The sequence below is a fragment of the Nocardioides sp. NBC_00163 genome, from assembly GCF_045206295.1.
In the GTDB taxonomy this organism is placed as follows: domain Bacteria; phylum Actinomycetota; class Actinomycetes; order Propionibacteriales; family Nocardioidaceae; genus Nocardioides.
Genome location: NZ_CP108155.1, coordinates 1,926,941 through 1,949,003, shown reverse-complemented (window position 1 = coordinate 1,949,003; position 22,063 = coordinate 1,926,941). Strand labels below are relative to the sequence as shown.

Below are 22,063 nucleotides of genomic sequence, written 5' to 3'. Positions count from 1 at the left end.
GCCCATGACCCCCGAGTCCCTCCTCGCCGCCCTCGACCCTGAGCAACGCCGGGTGGCGGAGGCACTGCGGGGTCCGGTCCGGGTGCTGGCGGGTGCGGGGACCGGCAAGACACGGGCGATCACCCACCGGATCGCCTACGGCGTCGCCACCGGCGTCTACGCGCCCCCGGAGGTCCTCGCGGTCACCTTCACCACCCGGGCGGCGGGGGAGATGCGGCAGCGGCTGAGGGCGATGGGCGCCGGCGCGGTCCAGGCGCGCACCTTCCACTCCGCGGCCCTGCGCCAGCTGCGGTTCTTCTGGCCGAAGGTCTACGGCACCGAGCTGCCCAACCTGACCGAGTCGAAGATCCCGCTCATCCGCGCGGCCGCGCAGCGCCAGCGGATCAACGTCGACCAGGCCCAGGCGCGCGACCTGGCCTCGGAGATCGAGTGGTCGAAGGTCTCCAACGTCCACCCCGACGACTACCCGAAGTCGGCCGAGGCTCGGGGCCGGGAGGTCGGCGGGCTGACGCCGGCGATGGTCGGACACATCTATGCGGCCTACGAGGACGTCAAACGCACCCAGGCGCGCATGGACATGGAGGACGTGCTGCTCCTGACCGCCGGCCTCCTGGAGCATGACGAGCGCGTCGCGGCGCAGGTCAGGCGACAGTACAAATGGTTCACCGTCGACGAGTTCCAGGACGTCTCGCCGCTCCAGTCGGCGCTGCTCGACCTGTGGCTGGGCGGGCGCAGCGAGCTCTGCGTCGTCGGCGACCCGGCGCAGACGATCTACACCTTCGCCGGAGCCGACGCCGCCTACCTGCGTGACTTCCCGAAGAAGCACCCCGGCGCCACATCGGTCGAGCTGGTCCGCAACTACCGCTCCTCGCCGCAGGTCGTGAAGGCCGCCAACAAGATCCTGGAAGGTACGCCGAGCGCCGGTGTCCAGCTGCAGGCCCAGCGCGACTCCGGGCCGGCCGTCGAGCACGTCGAGCAGCCAGATGAGGTCGCCGAGGCCGAGGGCGTCGCCGCCGAGATCCTGCGTCTGCACCAGTCCGGCAAGCCCTACAACGAGATGGCGATCCTGTTCCGGATCAACGCCCAGTCGGAGGCCTACGAGGACGCGCTCACCGCGCGCCGGATCCCGTACGTCCTGCGCGGGGCCGCCAGATTCTTCGATCGGCCCGAGGTCCGCGAGGCGGTGACCCGGATCCGCGGTGCGGCGCGAGGCGGCCAGGGTGCCGTGATCGGCGACGAGCTGCTGGAGTCGGTCCACGGGATCCTCGCCGGGATGGGCTGGACCTCCGAGCCGCCCGAGGGCCGGGGGCAGACCCGCGACCGCTGGGAGTCATGGCAGGCGCTGATCGACCAGGCGCGCACCTTCTCCGCGGCCGGCGGCGACCTGGCCGGGCTCGTCGCCGAGCTCGACCGCCGTGCGGCCGAACAGCACGCACCGGTCCCGTCGGGAGTGACCCTGGCGACCTTCCACGCCGCCAAGGGCCTGGAGTGGGACTCGGTGTTCCTGGTCGGCCTCCAGGACGGCACGATGCCGTTCATCCTCCGTGGCGAGGAGCCGACCCCGGCCGAGATCGAGGAGGAGCGTCGGCTGCTCTACGTCGGCCTCACCCGGGCGCGGGTGGACCTGACCCTGTCCTGGGCGCTGGCACGCCAGCCGGGCCAGGCCGCGCGGCGCAGGCCGTCGCGGTTCCTCGACCCGCTGCGACCGGCTCGGTCCGCGGCGCCGACCCGTCGCCCCGGCTCCGGGAAGGCGCGGATGTGCAAGGCCTGCGGCGGCCCGCTCGGCTCGGCGGCCGAGAAGCGGATTGGCCGTCACGAGGGCTGCGACGCGCCTTACGACGAGGAGCTCTACGCCCGGCTGAAGCAGTGGCGCAAGGAGACCGCCGAGGAGATCCGCAAGCCGGCGTTCGTGGTCTTCACCGACGCGACCCTGGAGCAGATCGCCGAACAGAAGCCGGGCACGCTCCAGGATCTGCAGCGCATCGCCGGCATCGGCCGCAGCAAGGTGGAGACGTACGGCTCGGAAGTCCTTCAGGTGATCTCCGCCGAGGCCTAAAAGTCCTTCACGGAAATTCGTCGAAATCAACGGGTTTAATCGTTTGCGGCCGACCTGTCCGGCCGGTTACTGTTCTTTCATCAAGTAAAGCCGCGCGCCGATGAGGCGCGCCCGACAGCCCCGAAGGAGGTGGCCCCGATGAAGCTCAACATGATTCAGACGCCGATCAATGGCATCGCCATGTCCGCGTGCGGCCACCCCGAGCTGTCCAGCCCGACCTGGGCCACCCCGGCTGCCGGTGCCTTTATGGGCGCCGGTTACGGCACGCGCTTCGAGGGACTCGTGTCCCCGCAGGCGGATGCCATCAAGGTCAAGTCCCACGGGATTCGAGCCTGGAGCTGTCCGACTACGTAGAACCACGTAGTCACAGCAGCCTCCAGGCCGCGGAACCCGAAACCCGGGATCCGCGGCCTTTCTGTTTCTCAAAACCCGCGATCAGTCACAAAGGAGGTGTACATATGACCAGCATTCTCGAGCCCGAGGTCACTCTCGGCGTTCTCCACGACCGCGCCAACCGCTACGACGAGGACCAGCTGCCCTGCCGGGTCAACAACCCGGAGCTGTGGTTCGCCGAGTCTCCCGCCGACGTCGAGTTCGCCAAGACGCTCTGCGCGACCTGCCCCGTGCAGCCGCTCTGCCTCGCCAGCGCCCTCGACCGGCGTGAGCCCTGGGGCGTCTGGGGCGGCCAGCTGCTCCTGCAGGGGAAGGTGATCCCCCGCAAGCGGCCCCGTGGCCGGCCCCGCAAGGACGCCGCCTGAACGACCGAGCACCTCAACACCAGCAGCCGTTTCAACGACGAAAGGCCAACAGCCATGAACCCGATCGTGATGACCATGGGCGCCGGAGCCCGCTGACCAGCAGGAGAAGCAAACAGACATGAACACCAACCGAGTACGGAGCACTCAGATGAACTTGCTTTACGAAGACCTGGCGCGCGCGCAAATGTCCGCGCGCCTGGGAGAGGCGCGTGAACTGCGGCGAGGCCATGCCCTCGTCAAGGCCGCTCGCCTGGGCCGCAAGGCCGAGCGAGCCGCCGTCCAGGCGAAGCTGGCTCTTGCCCGCGCGCTGTAAGTCCCCCATGGGACCCCAGACCTCACCCCTCTGATCGCGGGTGTGGAAGATGACCGGCCAGTCCGAGAAACCCTCGGACTGGCCGGTCCTATGTTTCTGTCCCCATTCGGGTCAGAGGTCGGTAGCGATGATCCTCTCGATGTTCCGCTCCGCGAGGGCGGTGATCGTGACGAACGGGTTGACGCTGGTGTTGCCTGGGATGAGCGCTCCGTCGATGACGTAGAGACCGTCGTAGCCGTGCAGCCGGCCGTAGTTGTCGGTCGCCTTGTTCAGGACGGCGCCGCCCAGCGGGTGGTAGGTCAGGTGGTCGCCCCAGATCTTGTTGGTGCCGAACAGATCGGTGCGGTAGATCGTCCCCTCCTTCTTGTTGATCTTGTCGAAGATGGTCTTCGCCATCGTGATCGAGTCCTGCTTCCACGCGGTCTGCCAGGACAGGTCGACGTTGCCGCTGGCCGAGTTGTAGCTGAACGCTGCCCGGCGCTGGGTCTTGGTGATCGCGAGATAGAAGGACGCGAACGTCTCGAGACCGGCAGGCAGTGGCGCGACCTCGGCGAAGGCGCCGCCGGCGTCCCAGTTGTCGATGCCGGAGCACGGGATCGTCGACTGCACGTCACCGGTCGGGTCCCACATGTGGTTCGCCCGCCCGACCATCACGTTGCCGTTGTCGCCCCATCCCTGGCCGACGTCGCCGTTCAGTGCGGGCAGCGCGCCGGTCGCCTTCATCTTCACCAGCAGCTTGCTCGTGCCGACGCTGCCGGCCGCGAAGAACACCTTGCCCGCGTTGACCGTCTTCGTCGCCACCACGTCGCCGGCGGTGTTGATCTGCTCCAGGACGACGTCGTACCCACCGGCTGCCGCGGGCCGGACCGAGGTGGCCCGGTGCAGAGAGGAGATGGTGACCTTCCCGGTGGCGGCCGCCTGAGCGAGGTACGTCTTCGGCAGCGTCCTCTTGCCGTGGTTGTTTCCGTAGATGACCTCCTGGGCCAGCGCCGACTTCGGGACGCTGCCGTTGTCCTCGGCCATCATGTAGTTCCAGTCGTACACGTCCGGGACGAACGTCCACGCGAAGCCTGAGCGCTGAGCGTGCTTCCGGCCGACGCGTGAGTACTGGTAGTAGGAGGTCCGTTCGAACCAGTCGGGGTCGACGGATCCGACGCCGAGGGCGGCATTGGCCCGCGGGTAGTAGGTGGAGTACATCTCCGCGGCATCCACCGAGGGGAGGACGGCTCCGAAGTTCTCCCGCTTCGGCGTGACGGCCATGCCTCCGTTGACGAGCGAGCCGCCGCCGACGCCGCGTCCCTGGTAGACGGAGATGCCGGCGAAGTCCTCGGCGTCCAGGATGCCGGCATGCTTGGTGATGTTCGTGTCGATGGGGAACCCGAGGAAGTTGCTGAGTGGCTGCTTGGTTCGGGTGCGCATCCAGAAGGCGCGGTGATCTGGGCTGGTGATCTTCGGATGGATCTTGCCGTCGCTCCCTGGTGCGACTGTGGCCCAGTCCTGCCCCATCTCGACCATGTGGACGTTGATGCCGGCCTGGGCCAGCCGCAGGGCCGCGACCGAGCCGCCGTAGCCGGTGCCGATGACCAGCACCGGGACCTGTGCGCCGTTGCCGATCGACGACGCCGCAGCTGATGCCCATGTCGGGCTGGCTCCGAATGCTCCTCCCAGCATCCCGACACCAGCCAGTGAGCCCGCGCCGAGCACGAACCCTCGGCGTGACAGGCCCCGCGACCTGTCCTCTCGTGGTGTGTTGCTCAAGATGACCTCCCTTTTCATCACTGATCTTCATCACTGTTTGCTAGAACATGTTCTAGTATGCCGGTGGGGGTGTCACAGGTTCGCAACATTCACGCAATCCGGCAGAGCAAACCAACAGGGCAACCGGCAAGGGAGATCGCATGGTCAGCGCATGCGTTTGGGGCACGGGAAACATCGGTCGACTCGCGATCCGCGCGGTCGACGCACATCCACGACTCGAGCTGACGAGCGTGCTCGTCCACGACCCCGAGAAGGTCGGCCGGGACGCAGGCGACCTCGCGGAGCTCGGCCGTGATCTCGGTGTCGCCGCCACCGACGACATCGAGTCTGTGCTCGCGACACGTCCGCAGGCGGTGGTGTACGCCGCATCGGGCGACATCCGTCCGGACGAGGCTCTCGCCGACATCGTGCGAGCTCTCGGAGCCGGGGCCGTGGTGGTCACGCCAGCTCTCTACGCGCTCTACGACCAGCGCAACGCTCCGCCGGAGATGCGTGAGCCGGTGCTGGCCGCGATCGCCGAGGGCGGCGGGTCGCTCTTCGTCTCCGGTGTCGACCCGGGGTGGGGCAACGACGTACTGCCGCTGCTCGTCAGCGGCCTGGGCAGCACCGTGGACGTCGTCCGCTGCCAGGAGATCTTCGACTACTCCACCTACGACCAGCCCGACTCCGTCCGCTATCTCGTCGGGATGGGCCAGTCGATGGACTACGACGCCCCGATGCTCGCTGAGACCGTCCCGACGATGGTGTGGGGCGGCCAGGTCAGGCTGTTGGCCCGTGGCCTCGAGGTCGAGCTCGACGAGATCCGGGAGACCGTCGAGCGGCTGCCGCTGGACGAGACGGTGACCACCGCGTCGATGGGCGACTTCGAGAAGGGCACCCAGGGTGCGGTGCGATTCGAGGTCCAGGGGATCGTCGCCGGGGAGCCGCTCATCGTCGTCGAGCACGTCACCCGCATCCATCCCTCATGCGCCCCGCACTGGCCGACGCCACCCGACGGCGACGGCGCCCACCGGGTGATCATCGAGGGGGATCCGCGCATCGAGGTGACGGTCGAGGCGACCGACAAGGCCGGCAACCGGGCGGCGGGCGGTAACGCCACCGCGGTCGGACGGCTCGTCGGCGCGATCGAGTGGCTCGTCGACTCGGCCCCTGGCCTCTACGACGCGCTCGACGTACCGCTGCGTCCGGCGACCGGCAAGCTCGGCGCGGCCAAGGCCGCCCAGGAAGGTGTGACCGCATGATCGTCGACGTTCCCGACGGGCGGGATCCGATCGAGTACGTCTGGGGCGAGATGGTCCCCGGAATCGGTCCGGCTGCCGCCGGCCTCTCGCTCGCGGTCTACGAGCACACCACGCTCGGGCTCCGCGAGTTCGAGGCCGCCCGGTTGCGGATCGCGCAGATCAACGGCTGCGTCTTCTGCCTCGACTGGCGCACCGAGCGAGACGGCGAGATGGTCGAGGAGTCGTTCGCGGAGGCGGTCGAGGAGTGGCGTACGACGGACGCCTTCGACGACCGCACCCGGCTCGCCGCCGAGTTCGCCGAGCGCTACGCGATCGACCACCACGGCATCGACCAGGACTTCTGGGACCGGATGTCGGCCCACTACACCGATGCCGAGATCGTCGAGCTGAGCATGTGCCTCGGATCGTGGCTGGCGTTCGGCCGCCTCAACCACGTTCTGGGCCTCGACACCGCCTGTGTCCTGCCTTCCCGGAGGTAACACGGCGCTGACATTCAGGTGATGCAGAATTTCGGTGTTGCACCCTCTGAAGCGCAGGATTTCGACCTATCGTTGAGCCATGAAGACCTGCGATTTCTGCGGATGCTACGAGGCCGACCCCAACCGCCTCCTCGCGTGGACCACCGCGGTTGAGCGTGGGCGTGCGAAGTCGTTCTGCGAGGCCTGCTCGCGACGTCACGTGCGCTCCATGGAAGCCAAGCTCGACTCCGACTGGTGGGCCTGACCCCACTTCACATCCTCTGTGGCGCCTCGATCCCGAGGAGCCTGAGTCCCTCTGACAGCACTCGCCGGGTCGCCTCGCACAATGCGAGCCGGGTCTGCCTGACCTCACCCTCCGCCTTGAGCACCGGACAGTTCTCGTAGAACGCCGTCAGGGCGGTCGCCAGGCCATAGAGGTACGCGGTCAGGTGATGCGGTTCCAAGGTGTCGGCGACCTTGGCAACCACCGTCGCGAAGCCGGTCAGCTCCAGCGCCAGCCGCTGCTCGGCCGGGTGGAACAGGGTGTTGATGGCGTACGTCTGCTGCGGAGCCTGCGCGAGGATGCTGCACACCCGGGCGTGGGCGTACTGCAGGTAAGGGCCGGTCTCGCCGGTGGTGGCCGACATCCGGGCGAGGTCGAAGACGTAGTCGCGGGCGAGGTTGTTGGAGAGGTCGGCGTACTTCACCGCGGCGTTGGCCACGGCGCGTACGACCCCGGGGCCGGCGTAGCTGGCCGCTGCGGCCTCCTCGGCGGCGTCCAGCAGGGCGGTCAGCGAGACCGTCTCGCCCGAGCGGGTCTTGAACGGCCGGCCGTCGGGGCCGAGCACGGTGCCGAAGCCGATGTGCTGGACCTCCACCGAGTCGGGCAGCCAGCCGGCGGCGCGGGCGACGGCGAAGACCATCTCGAAGTGCTGGCTCTGCCGGTGGTCGACGATGTAGACGACCCGGTCCACAGCGAGGTCGTCGACACGGTGCCGGATCGTGGCGAGGTCGGTGGCGGCGTACCCGAACCCACCGTCGGCCTTCCGCACGATCAGCGGCAGCGGGGCGCCGTCACGGCCGGTGAAGCCGTCGGGATAGACGACCTGGGCGCCGGCCGACTCGGTCAGCAGACCCGATGCCCGAAGGTCGTCGACGACGCCCGGAAGCTGCGGGTTGTAGCGGCTCTCGCCGTCGAAGTCGTCATCGGTGAGGAGTACGCCGAGCCGGCTGTAGGTGGCCTCGAACTCGGCCATCGAGGCGTCGACGAGCGCCTGCCAGAGCGCGAGGGTGGTCGGCTCGCCGGACTGGAGCGCGACCACCCGCTGCCGGGCGGCGCCGGCGAAACCCTGATCGTCGTCGAAGCGCGCCTTGGCCCGCTGGTAGAGCGCGAGCAGCTCGGTCATGCCCAGGTCGGCCACCGTCGCCGGGTCGGTTAGACCCTCGCCGAGCAGCTCCTCGACCAGCATGCCGAACTGAGTGCCCCAGTCGCCGAGGTGGTTCTGCCGTACGACGTCGTGGCCGGCGTAGGCCAGCACCCTGGCCAGGGAGTCGCCGATGACCGTGGAGCGCAGGTGGCCGACGTGCATCGGCTTGGCGACGTTGGGGGAGGAGTAGTCGACGACGACCCGCTGCGGGCTCTCCGGGGTGGGTACGCCCAGGTGGGGGTCGGTCAGCAGGTCGCCGACGACCGCGCCGAGCACGGCCGGGGACCAGGTGATGTTGAGGAACCCGGCGCCGGCCAAGTCGAGGGTGCCGAGGCGATGTATCGAGCTTGTCGAGATGGCGCCCAGATCGACGGCGTCGATGAGGCGGGCGCCGATCTCCCGCGGCGGCACGCCGAGCGGACCGGCCAGCCGCAGCGGCAGGTTGGACTGGAGGTGGCCGAACTCGGGCCGGGTGGCCGGCCGCAGCTCGGGATCGATACCGGCGTAGGCGTCGCCGAAGCATGCGACGACGGCGTCCTGCAGGTATGCGGACAGGGCAAGAGTGTGCTCGTGCACGAGAGTGGTCCTAGGAGGTGAAGAGGGCAGGCTGACGCGAGGGCGGGGTCAGAGACCCATGCCTCGTCGTCGCAGCGCGCTCTTCGTGACCATGTCCGCAAGGGTGCCGGAGGCGTCGGCGCAGGTCAAGCCGGTTCGCCCGCCGCCGTGCCGGCAGAGGCGATCAGGTCCCAGGCACATCCGCAGTAGGGATGCCGCAGCCAGGGCCGGACGGTGGGGGCGTCGTCACGGGCGAGGACCACCGACGCCGACCACGAGGCCGGGGTGCGTCCGGCGAGGTAGGTGCGGGCGTCGCGTACTGCCCAGGAGAGGGCGAGGGACTGCAGCAGCGCGTCCCTCGGCACCTCGTTGCCGACGAGCTGGCTCACGACCACGGCCCTCCGCTCGTCCTCCTCGGCGAGGGCCGCGTCGACGCAGCGTAGGCATGCGGTGACGCCGGGTACGACCAGCGGGCCCACCGTCCAGGTGTCGGGTCCGCTCTCGACGACGAGGTGTGCCCGGCCCTCGCGCACCAGCTCGTCTGCTCGTTCGCGGTCGAGCGGTCCCTCGGAGAGGAGCACGACGATGTCCGGGATGCTCGGCGTTGCCGGCGCAGGTCCGATCAGCGCCCGTGCCGCCGAGAGCAGGGCCGGCGGACCGTCGAAGCCCACCGGTGGTGGCGGGTCGCCGCCGTCGGCGTCCATGAGCAGACCGGCGTTGCCGAGCTGCTGCATCGCGTGCCGCCCGGGCAGGTGGTCGGGCTCGACCGCCCGGCCGGCGGCGAGGTCGGTCAGCAGGCGGCGTACCTCCACGCCGTCCTGCACGATCGCCCGCCGTGGCGGGTCGATGCCGATCTGGAGTCGGGTCTCATCACGTCGTACGGCCACATACCCCGGCCGAATCCGGTAGCGCGTGCTCATGCCGGGGAGTCTCACACCACGCTGGAATTCCTGCACCGACAATCCACAATGCCTGTGGATAACCTGCCGAGGCGTCACCTGCGTCGGCCGAGTCGGCACTCGGGTGACGCTTCGGCCGACGGGGCTGACGCTTCGGCAAAACGTGGCAGCGGCGCCGCCGGACATGCCGGGGACGCCGCCGCGTGGGCTCAGGATGAGCTCAGTGATCAGGCCTTGCCCAAGATGCGGTTGAGGTTGGTGCTGCAGACGGGGCAGACGGCCTTGGCCATCTTGGTGCCCTTGTCGTTCACCCGGATCTCACCGGTTGCCTCGCGCTTCTCCTTGCACTTCACGCAGTAGAACTCGCCGCTCCAGGTCTCCGCCATGACGGCCTCCTTGCCTATATGTAACTGGTCGTCGCGACGGGGTTGTCAGGGAAGCCCGTCGGAAGCTCGTCATGACGAGCCAACTCGACCCTACGACACGCGGCGCTTCCTGCGGCAACACGGGCTATCAAGCGAGTGTCGGCGTGTTGGCGTCATACCGGGGGATTCGGGGCTTTCGAGGACGCATCGAAGGTCTGTCGAAGGCGCTCGCCGAGGTCGCGGAGGCCACCCAAAACTGGAGGGACCCCCGGTGCCTGGATCGTCCTTCGCCTTCCCCTTGCGAAGGCCGTCCGGCGGCGCCGGGGGTCCCACTGACAACGAACTTAAAGAGGATGTGGGAGCGCGTCAACGTGCCACTCCGCGTTGCTTGTGGACAAGATGTGGACAACCCCGCTTTGCTTGGGGACAGCCGGTGGAAGACAAGCGCTTTCCTGTGAGTAACCAAGTGACCGGAAGGAGAATATTCGGTTGAATCAGGACCTTGACCTGGGAAAAGCATTCTCCACCGGTTATGAAGGCAAAAATAGTTGGAGGAAGATTTGGTAGGCGAGCCGTTGTCCCCCGTCGCAGCGCTGCGTCGGATCGCATTCCTGCTCGAGCGCGGGCGCGAGGACACCTACAAGGTGAAGGCGTTCCGAGCCGCGGCGGCAGCGATCCTGCCCCTCTCCGAGGAGGACGTACGCCGCCGGGCGGCCGAGGGCATCCTGACCGAGCTGGGCGGGGTCGGGGCCAGCACGGCCAAGGTCATCATCGAGGCCGCGCGCGGCGAGGTTCCGCAGCGGCTGCAGGAGACCGAGCGCGTCCACGGTGGTCCGCTGACCGCTGCCGGAGCGGGCGAGAAGCTGCGGAGCAGACTCCGCGGCGACCTGCACAGCCACTCCGACTGGTCCGACGGCGGGTCGCCGATCGAGGAGATGGCCTTCACCGCGATCGAGCTGGGCCATGAGTACCTCGTGCTCACCGACCACAGCCCGCGGCTGACGATCGCCAACGGCCTCAGCGCCGCCCGCCTGGAGCGCCAGCTCGGTGTCGTCGACGCGGTCAACGACCACCTCGCCGGACACGGGTTCACCCTGCTGAAGGGGATCGAGGTCGACATCCTCGACGACGGCAGCCTCGACCAGAGCGACGAGATGCTCGCCAAGCTCCAGCTGCGGGTCGCCAGCGTCCACTCCAAGCTCAAGATGGAGAAGGAGCAGATGACGAAGCGGATGGTCACGGCGGTCTCCACGACCCGGATGAACGTGCTCGGTCACTGCACCGGCCGGCTGGTCACCGGCAACCGCGGCACCCGGCCCGGCAGCCAGTTCGACGCCCGCAAGGTCTTCGAGGCGTGCGCCGAGCACGAGGTCGCGGTCGAGATCAACTCCCGGCCCGAGCGGAGAGACCCGCCGACCAAGCTCCTCGAGCTCGCCCGCGACGCCGGTTGCCTCTTCTCGATCGACTCGGACGCACACGCTCCGGGGCAGCTCGACTTCCTCGTCCTGGGGTGCGAACGAGCCGAAATGGCGGGTATCGAAGAGGAACGGATCATCAACACCTGGCCTCGGGATCGCCTGCTGGCCTGGGCGAACAGGTAGTTTCTTGACCTATGGACGGCCCGGAGATCGAGGTGCGACGCAGCAAGCGGCGTCGGCGTACGGTCTCTGCCTACCGTGACGGCGACCGCATCATCGTGATGATCCCGGCTGCGATGTCCCAGCGCGAGGAGGCCGAGTGGGTCGAGCAGATGGTCGCCCGCCTGGAGAAGGCCGAAAGGCGTCGCAAGCCCAGCGACGATGATCTGATGCGGCGATCCGCCGCGCTGAGCGACCAATACTTCGGCGGCCTGGCCAAGCCCGACTCCGTACGCTGGGTCGACAACCAGAACAGCCGCTGGGGCTCGTGCACCCCGGGTGACCGCTCGATCCGGCTCAGCGACCGGCTCCGCGGCATGCCGAGCTGGGTCGTCGACTACGTCCTCGTCCACGAGCTCGCCCACCTCTTCGAGGCCAAGCACAACGAGGCGTTCTGGGCGTGGGTCGACCGTTATCCCCAGGCCGAGCGTGCCAAGGGCTACCTGGCCGGCTGGTCCGCAGCCGCCAAGCTCCCCGCCCCTCCGGGCGAGGAGGACGACGATGTCGAAGGGGCCGAAGAGATCGACTGACCCACGGCGTAGGTGAGCGCGACCGTGCCGAGACTCGTCGAGGCGATGTCCTCGAGCCGGAGCGAGCACGGAAACGGCAGATCGCCGAAGAGTCGCTTGCCGGTGCCGAGCAGCAACGGATGCACGAACAGCCGTAGCTCGTCGATGAGCCCGGCACTCATCAGCTGACGGACGAGATCACCGCTCCCGAGCGCGACGATGGCCCCCTGCCCCTCGGTCTTGAGGCCGGCGACCGCATCGACGACGTCTCCCTCGAGCACGCTCGCACCGCTCCAGGCCAGGTCGTCGAGCGTGCGGGTCGCGACGTACTTCGGGGCGGAGTTGAGGCTCGCCGCCATCGGGTTCGTGTCGGGCTGGGTCGGCCAGAACTCCGCCATCTTCTGGTAGGTCCGCCGGCCCATGACGTACGCCGAGGTCTGGGCGCCGATGTCGGCGGAGAGGACCTCCCCGAGCGCGGCGCCGTACGGCGCGCCCCACCCGCCGTGCTCGAAGCCACCCTCCCGGTCCTCGTCGGGGGAGCCCAGTCCCTGCATGACTCCGTCGACGCTCAAGAACTCCACGATCGCCAGTTTTCGCATGACGACAGCCTGCGCCCTGCTCGAATCGGCTGGCTTGAACGAAATCGACCGGCGATCATCGATAGATGACGGGCGTGACTCCCGAGGTCGTACGACTGCCCACCCACCCTGGGCTGCAGGGTCTGGTGGCGGGCATCGTGGGCTTCCGCGAGCAGTCGGCCGTGCCGCTCGAGCGGCGCCAGCCCGCCGGGACCCTGCTGCCGCTGGTCCTCTCCTTCGGAGACCCGTTCGAGATCGTCGAGGTCGCCGCGGGGGAGGGCGTTGGGACGTACGGGTCGTTCCTCTCCGGCTTCATGCCCGGGCCGGTCTCGACCCGGTCCGGGCGCAGTCATGCGTGCGTGCAGGTCTATCTGACGCCGCTCGGTGTCTCCCGGCTGCTCGGTGTCCCGGGTCAGGAGGTGGCCGGCAGGGTGGTGGCGGTCGAAGATCTGATCCCCCAGCTCGGAGCGTCCTTCTCGGAGCGGCTCGCAGCGGCCGGCACCTGGCGACCGAGGCTCGACCTGGTCCAGTCCGCGCTGCTGGCACGGGCCGGTGGTGTGGCTGGCGATCCGGTCGATCCGCTGGTGTCGTGGCTGTGGGACCGGATCACCGAATCCGGAGGTCAGGCGCGCATCCGGGACCTCGTGACCGAGACCGGATGGAGCCACCGGTACGTCACGACCTGCTTCCAGCGCGCCGTCGGGCTCACCCCGAAGGCAGCTGCCGGTGTCGTACGTTTCGAGCGAGCCGCCGCAGACATCTCGACAAGCTCGATACATCGCCTCGGCACGCTGCCCGTCGCCGAGGTCGCCGCCCGTCACGGCTACGCCGACCAGAGCCATCTGACCCGCGACGTCGTCAGGTACGCCGGTGAACCGCCCTCCGCGCTAGCCGTCAGCCGCCGTCCGACCGCCCACACGGCGCTCGGCACGACCCCGGGAGGTCGGCGCTAGAGGCGAGCCTGGGCGAGCTTGATGAGCTCGATCATCTCCGGCTCGGGATCGGGGATGCCGTCGACCGGCCACCAACGTACGTCCAGCGACTCCTCGCTCACCTCCGGAACCGCACCGGCGGGAGCGACGGCCATGAAGCGTACGTCGAGGTGGTGGACGTCGCCGGACGGCGCACAGAACGGGACCGGGTGCTCGGAGAGCTGCACCAGCCCGGGCAGCGGCGCCAGGTCCGGCACGCCGGACTCCTCACGCAGCTCACGGGCGGCGGCGGCCCACAGGGTCGCGTCGTCCTGCTCGAGATGACCACCGAACTGGAACCAGCGCCGCGCCTTGCGGTGGTGGGTCAGCAGCACCGAGGAGCCGTCGTCGGAGAGCACCACGCACGAGGCCGTCAGGTGGTCGGGGACACACGACTTGAAGACCCCGGTGGGCTCGGCCTCGAGATGGGAGACGTAGCGCTGCCGCAGGGTCTCCTGCGGAGACGACGGCGCCTCCCACGCCCGCAGAGCCGCGAGCGCGTCAGCGTGCAGATTCACTCGTCAGCGTCTCCGCCGAGCAGCTTCTTGAGCTCCTCGTCGAAATCGATCGAGTCGACATCGGGAGCCTCGGCGCCCTCACGGAAGCCGAGCGGGTCGTCGAGGTCGGCCGAGGTGGGCAGCAGCGCCGGGGACATCCAGACGCCGTCGCGCGCCTCGATGCCCTGACGGGTGCGCAGCGAGCCCCACAGGGCAGCCGCGTCCCGCAGTCGCCGCGGCCGGAGGTCGAGACCGACCAGGGTCGCGAAGGTCTGCTCGGCCGGACCGCCGGCAGCGCGGCGGCGGCGTACGGCCTCCTGCAGCTGCGCCGCGACCGGCATCCTCTCGGCGGTGGCCAGGGCGACGACCTCGTCGACCCAGCCCTCCACGAGCGCCAGCACGATCTCGAGCCGCTCGAGCGCCGCCTTCTGTGCGGGCGAGTCGGGCACCTCGAACATGCCTTCCTCGAACATGTTCTGCAGCTGGGACGGGTCCTGCATCGCGGAGAGGTCCAGGCCGCGCATCTGCTCCTCGATGCGCTGCTGCATGGCCTCCATGTTGAGCTCGACGCCGCGCGCGTAGTCGGTCACGGCCGAGACCACGTGGTCACGCAGCCACGGCACACCGGCGAAGAGCCGCTGGTGGGCGGCCTCGCGCAGGGCCAGGAAGAGCAGCACGTCGTCGGTGCTGACGCCCAGGCCCTCGGCGAAGGGCTCGACGTTGACCGGCAGCAGCGCGGCCTGACCGGGCTCGGTCAGCGGGATGCCGATGTCGGAGACGGAGATGACCTCGCCGGCGAGATGGCCGAGGCCGGTGCCGGCCTGGTTCGCGTACAACGCGCCCATCGCCTTGCCGACGAACCCGATCATCGGGCCCATCTGGGCCTTCATGTCCTCGGGGAGCTGGCCGCTCATGGCGGCCGCGGTCGAAGCCGCGACCGGCTCGATCAGCGGCTTCCACGCGTCCAGCGTGTTGACCAGCCATTCGGCCTTCGACCAGGCGGTGGCCGACTTCACGCCGGAGGGGAACGACGTGGTCTCCTCCAACCAGTGGTCGGCCAGCTGGATCGCGTCGGCGACCGCGTCCTTCTGCTTCTGCGAAGGCGTCGGGTCGGGCGAGGACGCGGCTACCTTGCGGGCGAGGTCCATCGCGACGTCCCAGTTCAGCGGGCCGTCATAGGGCTGTAGCAGCGACTGGATCTGACCGAAGATCTGGCTCAGGTCAGGCATGCCGCCGGGGCCTCCGCCAACGCCGCCGATGGGAAAACCACCGAAGAACGCTTCAAAGGGCGTGCCCTTGAAGGGGTTCTCCGGCTCCTCCGGCTCGTCGGGGCCACCTGGGGTCTGACTCATGTGTCCAGCCTACGCGGTTACGGAAGCCCGCTGTCAGCAAGGACTACGCTGTTTCCATGGCTGAACCGAAGAATGGCGCCGTCAAGCTTCTCGACATCAGGGAGACCCCTCTCGATGTCACCGAGGTGCTGGCCGCACTCGACGACGACGCTTCCGGCGGGGTGACGCTCTTCGTCGGCCGCGTACGTGACCACGACGGCGGCAAGGGCGTGACCGGCCTCGACTACCAGGCCCATCCGAGTGCCCTCGCCCGCCTCGCGGATGTCGCCGAGAAGGTGGCCGCCGACCACGGCGTCGCGGGTCTCGCCGCCGTCCACCGCACCGGTCACCTCGACATCGGCGACATCGCCGTCATCGTGGCCACCGCCTCCGGCCACCGTGGCGAGGCCTTCGCCGCCTCCCGCGACCTCATCGACACCCTCAAGGCCGAGGTGCCGATCTGGAAGCACCAGGTCTTCACCGACGGCACCGACGAGTGGGTCGGCGCGCCCTGATGCGCGGCGTTGGCACGACCAAATAGGCTGCGTACGTGGACATCCTGCTCTGGCTCGTACCGTCTGCGGTCATCACCGTGCTGGCGATGGCCTGGGTCGCGTTCCTCGGACGTGAGGGGCGCGAGCAGGACCGCGAAGAGGTCGTACGCCGCCTCGGGATCGCGCTCGAGAAGGAGAAGACGCGCGAGCGCTCGAGAAGGTACGCAGCGCCTCAGCCGCCGCCCGACAGGTCGACCGGAGTCGCGGTCCGTGTCAACCGCGATGCCTCTTAGTGTGCACTTGGTCTTGAATGAGAAGGTGACGCTATGACACAGCGCACCCTGGCCGGCCTTGTCGCCCTGCCGCTCGTGGTTGCCCTGATCGTGATCGCCTGGGTCGTTCCGCTGCCTTTCACGATCTACAGCCCCGGGCCGACGGTGAACGTCCTGGGCGAGTTCGACGGCAAGGACATCGTCCAGGTCGAGGGCCACAAGAGCTACCGCGACGAGGGGCAGCTGCGGATGACCACGGTCTCCGAGACCACCCGCGAGGCAAGGCTCGGGCTCTGGACCCTGCTCGGCGCATGGATGAGCGACACCGAAGCGGTCTACCCGCGCGAGGTCGCCTACCCCGACCAGGGCACCGTCGAGGACGACCGTGAGGCCGGGCAGGTGCAGATGGCCAGCGCCCAGGACGCGGCGATCGCCGCGGCGTTCACCAAGCTCGGTGAGGACGTCGACGAGGTCTCGGTCGCCGAGGTGACCGAGGACGCGCCGGCCGCCGGCAAGCTGAAGGCCGACGACGTGGTCACCAAGGTCGGCGACAAGGCGGTCGACACCCCCGAGGAGGTCGTCGCGGAGGTGCAGAAGGTCGAGCCCGGTGACACGGTCGAGCTGACCATCGAGCGCAAGGGCAAGACGCTCACCGAGACCATCAAGACCGGCGAGAAGGACGGCAAGGCCTTCATCGGCGTCTCGCTGGGAGCGACCTACGAGTTCCCCTACGACGTCAAGATCACCCTCGACCCGGCCATCGGCGGACCGAGCGCCGGGCTGATGATGGCGCTCTCGGTCTACGACACCCTCACCGAGGGGCCGCTGACCGGCGAGAAGAAGATCGCCGGCACCGGCACCATCGACGGTGACGGCAACGTCGGCCCGATCGGCGGGATCCAGCAGAAGATCCCGGGTGCGGCCTCGGACGGAGCCGAGCTCTTCCTGGTGCCTGCCGGCAACTGCCAAGACGTCGAGGGCGCCGAGAACGGTGACATGCGCCTGACCCGTGTAGAGACTCTCGACGACGCCGTCAAGGCGATCGAGACCTGGACCGAGGACCCGAATGCCAAGCTGCCGACCTGTGGGAGCACGAAGTGAACGACACCCCTGAGCCCACCCCTGAGCTCAGCCGCGGTCTCGACCTGGAGACCGACCCTGCCCTGGCCACGGCCGTCCTCGAGATCGAGGCCCACGTCGCCGGCGAGGGCTGGGACGGGCCGGCGAGGCTCTTCGCGCTCGTCGACACCGCCGCGCTGGTCGAGGCCGAGCCCGCGCTCGCCGCGATGATGGGCCTGGATGCTCCCGATCAGGACGGGTCGCTGACCCCGATCGAGCAGGACCAGGTGCCGGTGACGACCCAGCTGGAGGAGGTCCTCCAGACGACCGCCTGGCCCGCCGGGGTCACCGGCTGCGCAGCGGTGGTCGAGCGCCTCGTGCTGCCGCCCGACGCCGACGGCAAGATCCCCGATGACGCCGAGGCGGCCGCGGAGTTCGCCAAGGCGCACCCCGACCGGCAAGAGGTACGCATCGTGGCCGGCGCGACACGTGCTGGTGCTACGTACTGTGCTCTGCGGTTGAAGGCGCACGACGACGACCAGTCGGTCATCGGCGGCGTCGACCTGGTCCCCGAGCTCCTCGAACTGCTGCGTGTCACTCTTGAGGAGAACCCAGACAGCGAGGCTGACGCATGAGTCTGTTCGACGACGACGACCCGGCACAGGCGCCGGCGCGCACACAGAGCACCGGCCGCAACCGATGGCTGGCGATCTCGGCCGTCTCGGTCATCGTGCTCTTCTTCGGCATCAGCGCCTTCGCGGCGATCTACACCGACGCGCTGTGGTACGACGCGATCGACTTCAGCAGCGTCTTCGGCACGGTCTTCTGGACGCGTACGGCACTCTTCGTCATCTTCTTCGTGCTGATGGCGATCATGATCGGGCTGCCCGCGGCTCTCGCCTACCGCACCCGTCCCTACTTCCACCCGGCCGACGACATCGGTGGCCTGGACCGCTACCGCGACGCGATCGCACCGATCCGCACCTGGCTCCTGGTCGGCGTCGCTGGTGTATCGGGGATCTTCGCCGGCTTCTCGGGCGCCGGCCAGTGGCGTACGTATCTGATGTGGCGCCACGGGCACGACTTCGACAAGACCGATGAGTTCTTCGGCAAGGACATCGGCTTCTACGTCTTCGACCTGCCGTGGTGGCACTACCTGGTCAACTTCGCGCTGACCGGGCTGATCCTCGGCACCATCGGCGCGATGATCGTGCACTACGTCTACGGCGGGATCCGGCTCACCGCGCAGCGCGATCGGTTCACCCGCTCCGCGCAGATCCAGCTCAGCGCCATGCTCGGGATGATCCTGCTGGTCAAGGGGCTCGACTACTGGGTCGACCGCTACGACCTGGTCAACGGCTCCGGGCCCCGCCTGGACGGAATGACCTACACCGACGAGCACGCGGTGCTCCCGGCCAACCAGATCCTGCTCGGCATCGCGGTGATCTGTGGGGTGCTGTTCATCCTCAACATGTGGCGGCGCAGCTGGCAGCTGCCGTCGATCGCGATCTCACTGTTCGCGATCTCGGTGCTGCTGATCGGGATGATCTGGCCCGCGGTCGTGCAGGGCTTCCAGGTCCGGCCGAGCGAGCAGGACAAGGAGAAGCCCTACCTGGCCGCCAACATCAAGGCCACCCAGGACGCGTACGGGATCGCCAAGGACGACCTCGAGGTGACCGAGTACACCTCGCAGGCGGAGGCCGACGGCGCCTCGCCCGAGCAGCTCGACGAGACCGCTTCCTCGCTGCCGATCGTCGACCCCGCGGTGGTCCACCGCGAGTTCGAGCAGGTCCAGCAGGGTCGCTCCTACTACTCCGTGCACGAGCCGCTGGACATCTCCACCTACGAGGTCGGCGGCAAGGAGCGGGCGGTCGTGCTCGGCGTACGCGAGCTCAACCAGGCCGGCATCTCCGACTCCGACCGCACCTGGACCAACCTGCACACGGTCTACACCCACTCCAACGGAGTGATCGCCTCCTACGCCAACATGCGCGGAGCCGACGACAAGACCGAGTCGAACCAGATGCAGTGGGCCGAGGGCGACCGCACCGGCCAGCACGACCTGACCTCGGGCCAGGGCAAGTTCCAGGACAAGGTCTACTTCGGCGAGGACTCGCCGGAGTACTCGATCGTCGGAAAGGCCGGCAAGGGCAACCCGGTCGAGCTCGACTACAACTCCGAGGACGGCGAGACCAGGACGACGTACGAAGGTGCCGGCGGTGTCCCGATCGGCTCCAACTTCCGGCAGCTGATGTACGCCATCCAGTTCGGCTCCACGAACTTCCTGCTCTCCTCGCGCGTGAACGAGAACTCCGAGATCCTCTACGACCGCTCCCCGAAGGAGCGGGTGCAGAAGGTGGCGCCGTGGCTGACCCTCGACGACGACGTCTACCCGGTCGTCGTCGGTGGGCGGATCCAGTGGGTGGTCGACGGCTACACGACCACCGACCGCTACCCGCAGGCCGCGCGTGACTCGTTCGCCTCGATGACCGACGACGCCACCCAGACCTCGACCGGGGTGCAGACGCTGCCGACCGATGAGATCAACTACATGCGCAACGCGGTGAAGGCGACCGTGGATGCGTACGACGGCACGGTCACCCTCTACGAGTGGGACGAGGCGGACCCGATCCTGCAGACGTGGGAGGCGGCCTTCCCCGGCACCGTGATGCCGAAGTCGTCGGTCCCGAAGGAGCTGATGGAGCACCTTCGCTACCCCGAGGACCTCTACAAGGTGCAGCGCTACCAGCTGGCGCGCTACCACGTCTCCGACCCGGACGTCTTCTTCTCCGGTAACGAGCGCTGGGCCGTACCCGAGGACCCGAACGACGACAACCACCAGCAGACGCCCTACCGGATGTTCCTCTCCGACGGCTCGGAGGCCGCTCGGTGGTCGCTGACGTCGGCCTTCGTGCCCTACAACCGTCCCAACCTGGCGGCGATGATGTCGGTGGACTCGGACGCCACCTCGGAGAACTACGGGAAGATCCGGATCACCACCGGCTTCCCCGAGGACACCCAGGGTCCGGGCATGGTCTCCAACGAGTTCCGTACGGACAAGGCGATCGCTGACGAGGTCGCCTCGTTCAACCGCTCCGGATCTGCGCCGGTGTGGGGCCAGGTCATCACCTATCCGACGGCGAAGAACGGCCTCCTGTACGTCGAGCCGATCTACGCCCGCCGAGCGACCGCCTCGACCTCGGGGTATGCCCAGCTGGCCTTCGTGCTGGTCTCCTACGACGGACGGGTCGGCTACGGTACGACGCTGAACGAGGCCCTCGAGGTCGCGCTGACCGGCGCCGCGCCGACGCCTCCGACGGCCTCCGATCCCGACGAGGAACCAGCCGAGACCAACCCACCTCCCTCCGGTGACTCACCGGGCGAGGTCGGCCAGCTCCTCGAGGACGCGCGTGCTCTGTTCGCCCAGGCCGACGAGGCCGGCAAGTCCGGCGACTACGCCGAGCGCGAGCGCCTCATCGCCGAGGCTCAGGACAAGGTCGACCAGGCTGCCGACCTCATCTCGGGCGGCTGAGGACACCTCCGATTAGGGGTTCGTTTCCCCTCGCGTGTAATGTTCTTCTTGCGACGCGGGGTGGAGCAGCTCGGTAGCTCGCTGGGCTCATAACCCAGAGGTCACAGGTTCAAATCCTGTCCCCGCTACTCCAAGACGAAGGCCCGGACCGAAAGGTCCGGGCCTTCGTGATTTCGGGCTCGACGAGAGCCAGGCGCCCGAGATTGGGGTTCGGGTCAGTTCGCGGGTAGTGTTGTTCTTGCGACGCGGGGTGGAGCAGCTCGGTAGCTCGCTGGGCTCATAACCCAGAGGTCACAGGTTCAAATCCTGTCCCCGCTACTCCAAGACGAAGGCCCGGACCGAAAGGTCCGGGCCTTCGTGATTTCAGGGCCCGAGCTGGGGGTCGTCGGTCAGCCGGAACGTCGTCCGGTACGCCGTCGGCGTGACGCCGAGCGTGCGGTGGAAGTGGCGGCGCAGGGTGGTGGCGGTGCCCATGCCGCAGCTGGTCGCGATCTGGTCGATCGAGGCATCGGTGCTCTCGAGCAACTCCTGAGCGCGGGCCAGCCGTTGACGGTGGAGCCAGTCGAGCGGGCTGGCCTCCAGCTCCGTCTGCATCCGGCGGGTGAGCTGGCGGGGGCTGAGGTGGGCGTTGGCGGCGAGGTCGGCGACGGTGAGGGGCTGGTCGAGTCGAGCGCGGGCCCATTCGAGAGTGGGGGCGAGCCCGTCCGGGCTGCGTGGCGCCGCGGGCGGGGTGATGAACTGAGCCTGTCCGCCGGTGCGGTGTGCGGGTACGACCATCCGCCTGGCCATGGCGTTGGCCACGGCGGCGCCATAGTCGCGGCGTACCAGGTGCAGGCAGAGGTCGAGCGCTGCAGTCTTGCCTGCGGAGGTGAGCACGCCCCCGTCGTCGACGTAGAGGATGTCGGGCCGTACGTCGACCTGGGGGTAGCGGCGGGCGAGGTCTTCGGCGTGCATCCAGTGAGTGGTGGCCACGCGGCCGTCGAGCACGCCTGCGGCCGCCAGCACGAACGCGCCGGTGCAGAGGGCGGCAAGTCGGGTGCCTCGCCGCTGGGCGGCGACGAGGGCGTCGATGAGCGCCGGGTCCACTCGGTCGTCGAGCTCGTCGGCCGAGGGCACGACGACGGTGTCGACGTGGGCGATCTCCGCGTAACCGGCGGTGCGCACATTGGGTAGCCACGGATGGGGACCGCCTTCAGCGGTGCAGATCACGAGGTCGTACCACTCGCCTGCGGGGGCCCGGTCCGGGCGGTCGGTGCCGAAGATCTCGGAGGCGATCGCAACCTCGTAGAGCATCGCGGTGTCGTGTAGGACGAGCGCAATCCGGTGCATGTCGCAAACTGTACGGTGCATGTC

General features: G+C 68.7%; 22 protein-coding genes and 2 tRNA genes. 16 read left to right on the top strand and 8 right to left on the bottom strand.

The features are described 5' to 3' along the window. The first annotated feature begins 4 nt into the window (after nt 1–4). From OG801_RS09310 to OG801_RS09295, 4 genes are all read left to right on the top strand, one after another. The gene (locus OG801_RS09310) at nt 5–2,056 is read left to right on the top strand and encodes an ATP-dependent DNA helicase UvrD2 (RefSeq protein WP_355021595.1); all 2,052 of its coding nucleotides are present in this window, start codon (nt 5–7) and stop codon (nt 2,054–2,056) included. A gap of 138 nt (nt 2,057–2,194) precedes the next feature. Further along, entirely contained in the window at nt 2,195–2,410 is a 216-nt protein-coding gene (locus tag OG801_RS09305; RefSeq protein ID WP_355021596.1) for a hypothetical protein, read from the top strand. Nucleotides 2,411–2,514: 104 nt separating this feature from the next. Further along, on the top strand, nt 2,515–2,814 hold the full coding sequence (locus OG801_RS09300) for a WhiB family transcriptional regulator (RefSeq protein WP_355021597.1): 300 nt from the start codon (nt 2,515–2,517) through the stop codon (nt 2,812–2,814). Nucleotides 2,815–2,962: 148 nt separating this feature from the next. After that, a complete protein-coding gene (locus tag OG801_RS09295) occupies nt 2,963–3,127 on the top strand; it encodes a hypothetical protein (protein ID WP_229788002.1) in 165 nt (54 codons plus the stop codon). Between the two features lie 111 nt (nt 3,128–3,238). Here OG801_RS09295 and OG801_RS09290 read toward each other — a convergent pair whose 3' ends face one another. Next, a complete protein-coding gene (locus OG801_RS09290; RefSeq protein ID WP_355021598.1) occupies nt 3,239–4,885 on the bottom strand; it encodes a GMC oxidoreductase in 1,647 nt (548 codons plus the stop codon). 140 nt (nt 4,886–5,025) lie between these two features. On the opposite strand from OG801_RS09290, the gene OG801_RS09285 reads away from it, so the two are divergent. Beyond that, nucleotides 5,026–6,126 carry a dihydrodipicolinate reductase gene (locus OG801_RS09285; protein ID WP_406035398.1) on the top strand — a complete coding sequence of 367 codons (1,101 nt, stop codon included), beginning with the start codon at nt 5,026–5,028 and terminating at the stop codon, nt 6,124–6,126. Then, a complete protein-coding gene (locus OG801_RS09280; protein ID WP_355021600.1) occupies nt 6,123–6,605 on the top strand; it encodes a carboxymuconolactone decarboxylase family protein in 483 nt (160 codons plus the stop codon). Before OG801_RS09285 ends, OG801_RS09280 begins: the two co-directional genes overlap by 4 nt. Nucleotides 6,606–6,856: 251 nt before the next feature. Here the strand turns inward: OG801_RS09280 and argS are convergent, their stop codons facing one another. The 3 genes from argS to OG801_RS09265 form a co-directional block, all read right to left on the bottom strand. Then, nucleotides 6,857–8,554, bottom strand: a complete 1,698-nt coding sequence (gene argS / locus OG801_RS09275; RefSeq protein ID WP_406036262.1) for an arginine--tRNA ligase — start codon at nt 8,552–8,554, stop codon at nt 6,857–6,859. Nucleotides 8,555–8,712: 158 nt separating this feature from the next. Beyond that, on the bottom strand, nt 8,713–9,486 hold the full coding sequence (locus OG801_RS09270) for a hypothetical protein (protein WP_406035396.1): 774 nt from the start codon (nt 9,484–9,486) through the stop codon (nt 8,713–8,715). Between the two features lie 206 nt (nt 9,487–9,692). Beyond that, nucleotides 9,693–9,851 carry a DUF5679 domain-containing protein gene (locus OG801_RS09265; protein ID WP_091051197.1) on the bottom strand — a complete coding sequence of 53 codons (159 nt, stop codon included), beginning with the start codon at nt 9,849–9,851 and terminating at the stop codon, nt 9,693–9,695. A 554-nt stretch (nt 9,852–10,405) separates the two neighbouring features. On the opposite strand from OG801_RS09265, the gene OG801_RS09260 reads away from it, so the two are divergent. Both OG801_RS09260 and OG801_RS09255 read left to right on the top strand, forming a co-directional pair. Beyond that, nucleotides 10,406–11,431: a PHP domain-containing protein gene (locus OG801_RS09260; protein ID WP_406035394.1), complete on the top strand. Its 1,026-nt coding sequence runs from the start codon at nt 10,406–10,408 to the stop codon at nt 11,429–11,431. An 11-nt stretch (nt 11,432–11,442) separates the two neighbouring features. After that, nucleotides 11,443–11,997 carry a M48 family metallopeptidase gene (locus tag OG801_RS09255; RefSeq protein WP_350717389.1) on the top strand — a complete coding sequence of 185 codons (555 nt, stop codon included), beginning with the start codon at nt 11,443–11,445 and terminating at the stop codon, nt 11,995–11,997. On the opposite strand, the gene OG801_RS09250 is transcribed toward OG801_RS09255, so the two are convergent. Beyond that, nucleotides 11,907–12,557: a dihydrofolate reductase family protein gene (locus OG801_RS09250; RefSeq protein WP_406035392.1), complete on the bottom strand. Its 651-nt coding sequence runs from the start codon at nt 12,555–12,557 to the stop codon at nt 11,907–11,909. The two genes, OG801_RS09255 and OG801_RS09250, sit on opposite strands and share 91 nt — an antisense overlap. 83 nt (nt 12,558–12,640) lie before the next feature. Here OG801_RS09250 and OG801_RS09245 point away from each other — a divergent pair, with 83 nt between their 5' ends. Continuing rightward, nucleotides 12,641–13,507 carry a helix-turn-helix domain-containing protein gene (locus OG801_RS09245; RefSeq protein WP_406035391.1) on the top strand — a complete coding sequence of 289 codons (867 nt, stop codon included), beginning with the start codon at nt 12,641–12,643 and terminating at the stop codon, nt 13,505–13,507. Here OG801_RS09245 and OG801_RS09240 read toward each other — a convergent pair. Both OG801_RS09240 and OG801_RS09235 read right to left on the bottom strand, forming a co-directional pair. Beyond that, the gene (locus OG801_RS09240; RefSeq protein ID WP_406035389.1) at nt 13,504–14,043 is read right to left on the bottom strand and encodes an NUDIX hydrolase; all 540 of its coding nucleotides are present in this window, start codon (nt 14,041–14,043) and stop codon (nt 13,504–13,506) included. The two genes, OG801_RS09245 and OG801_RS09240, sit on opposite strands and share 4 nt — an antisense overlap. Then, nucleotides 14,040–15,374, bottom strand: coding sequence for a zinc-dependent metalloprotease (locus OG801_RS09235; RefSeq protein WP_355021607.1), 1,335 nt, complete (start codon nt 15,372–15,374; stop codon nt 14,040–14,042). The genes OG801_RS09240 and OG801_RS09235 overlap by 4 nt, the downstream gene beginning before the upstream one ends. A 56-nt stretch (nt 15,375–15,430) precedes the next feature. Here OG801_RS09235 and OG801_RS09230 point away from each other — a divergent pair, with 56 nt between their 5' ends. From OG801_RS09230 to OG801_RS09200, 7 genes are all read left to right on the top strand, one after another. After that, nucleotides 15,431–15,868, top strand: a complete 438-nt coding sequence (locus OG801_RS09230; protein WP_355021608.1) for a molybdenum cofactor biosynthesis protein MoaE — start codon at nt 15,431–15,433, stop codon at nt 15,866–15,868. Nucleotides 15,869–15,903: 35 nt separating this feature from the next. Then, nucleotides 15,904–16,140, top strand: a complete 237-nt coding sequence (locus OG801_RS09225; RefSeq protein ID WP_160027430.1) for a hypothetical protein — start codon at nt 15,904–15,906, stop codon at nt 16,138–16,140. Nucleotides 16,141–16,173: 33 nt separating this feature from the next. Beyond that, entirely contained in the window at nt 16,174–17,220 is a 1,047-nt protein-coding gene (locus OG801_RS09220) for a PDZ domain-containing protein (protein WP_355021609.1), read from the top strand. Beyond that, on the top strand, nt 17,217–17,813 hold the full coding sequence (locus tag OG801_RS09215; RefSeq protein WP_406035386.1) for a PPA1309 family protein: 597 nt from the start codon (nt 17,217–17,219) through the stop codon (nt 17,811–17,813). Before OG801_RS09220 ends, OG801_RS09215 begins: the two co-directional genes overlap by 4 nt. After that, nucleotides 17,810–20,710, top strand: a complete 2,901-nt coding sequence (locus tag OG801_RS09210) for a UPF0182 family protein (RefSeq protein ID WP_355021611.1) — start codon at nt 17,810–17,812, stop codon at nt 20,708–20,710. Before OG801_RS09215 ends, OG801_RS09210 begins: the two co-directional genes overlap by 4 nt. 54 nt (nt 20,711–20,764) lie before the next feature. Continuing rightward, a tRNA-Met gene (locus tag OG801_RS09205) sits at nt 20,765–20,838 on the top strand. A 116-nt stretch (nt 20,839–20,954) separates the two neighbouring features. Beyond that, nucleotides 20,955–21,028, top strand: a tRNA-Met gene (locus OG801_RS09200). A gap of 45 nt (nt 21,029–21,073) precedes the next feature. Here OG801_RS09200 and OG801_RS09195 read toward each other — a convergent pair. Further along, on the bottom strand, nt 21,074–22,039 hold the full coding sequence (locus tag OG801_RS09195) for a GlxA family transcriptional regulator (RefSeq protein WP_406035384.1): 966 nt from the start codon (nt 22,037–22,039) through the stop codon (nt 21,074–21,076). Nucleotides 22,040–22,063 lie beyond the last annotated feature (24 nt).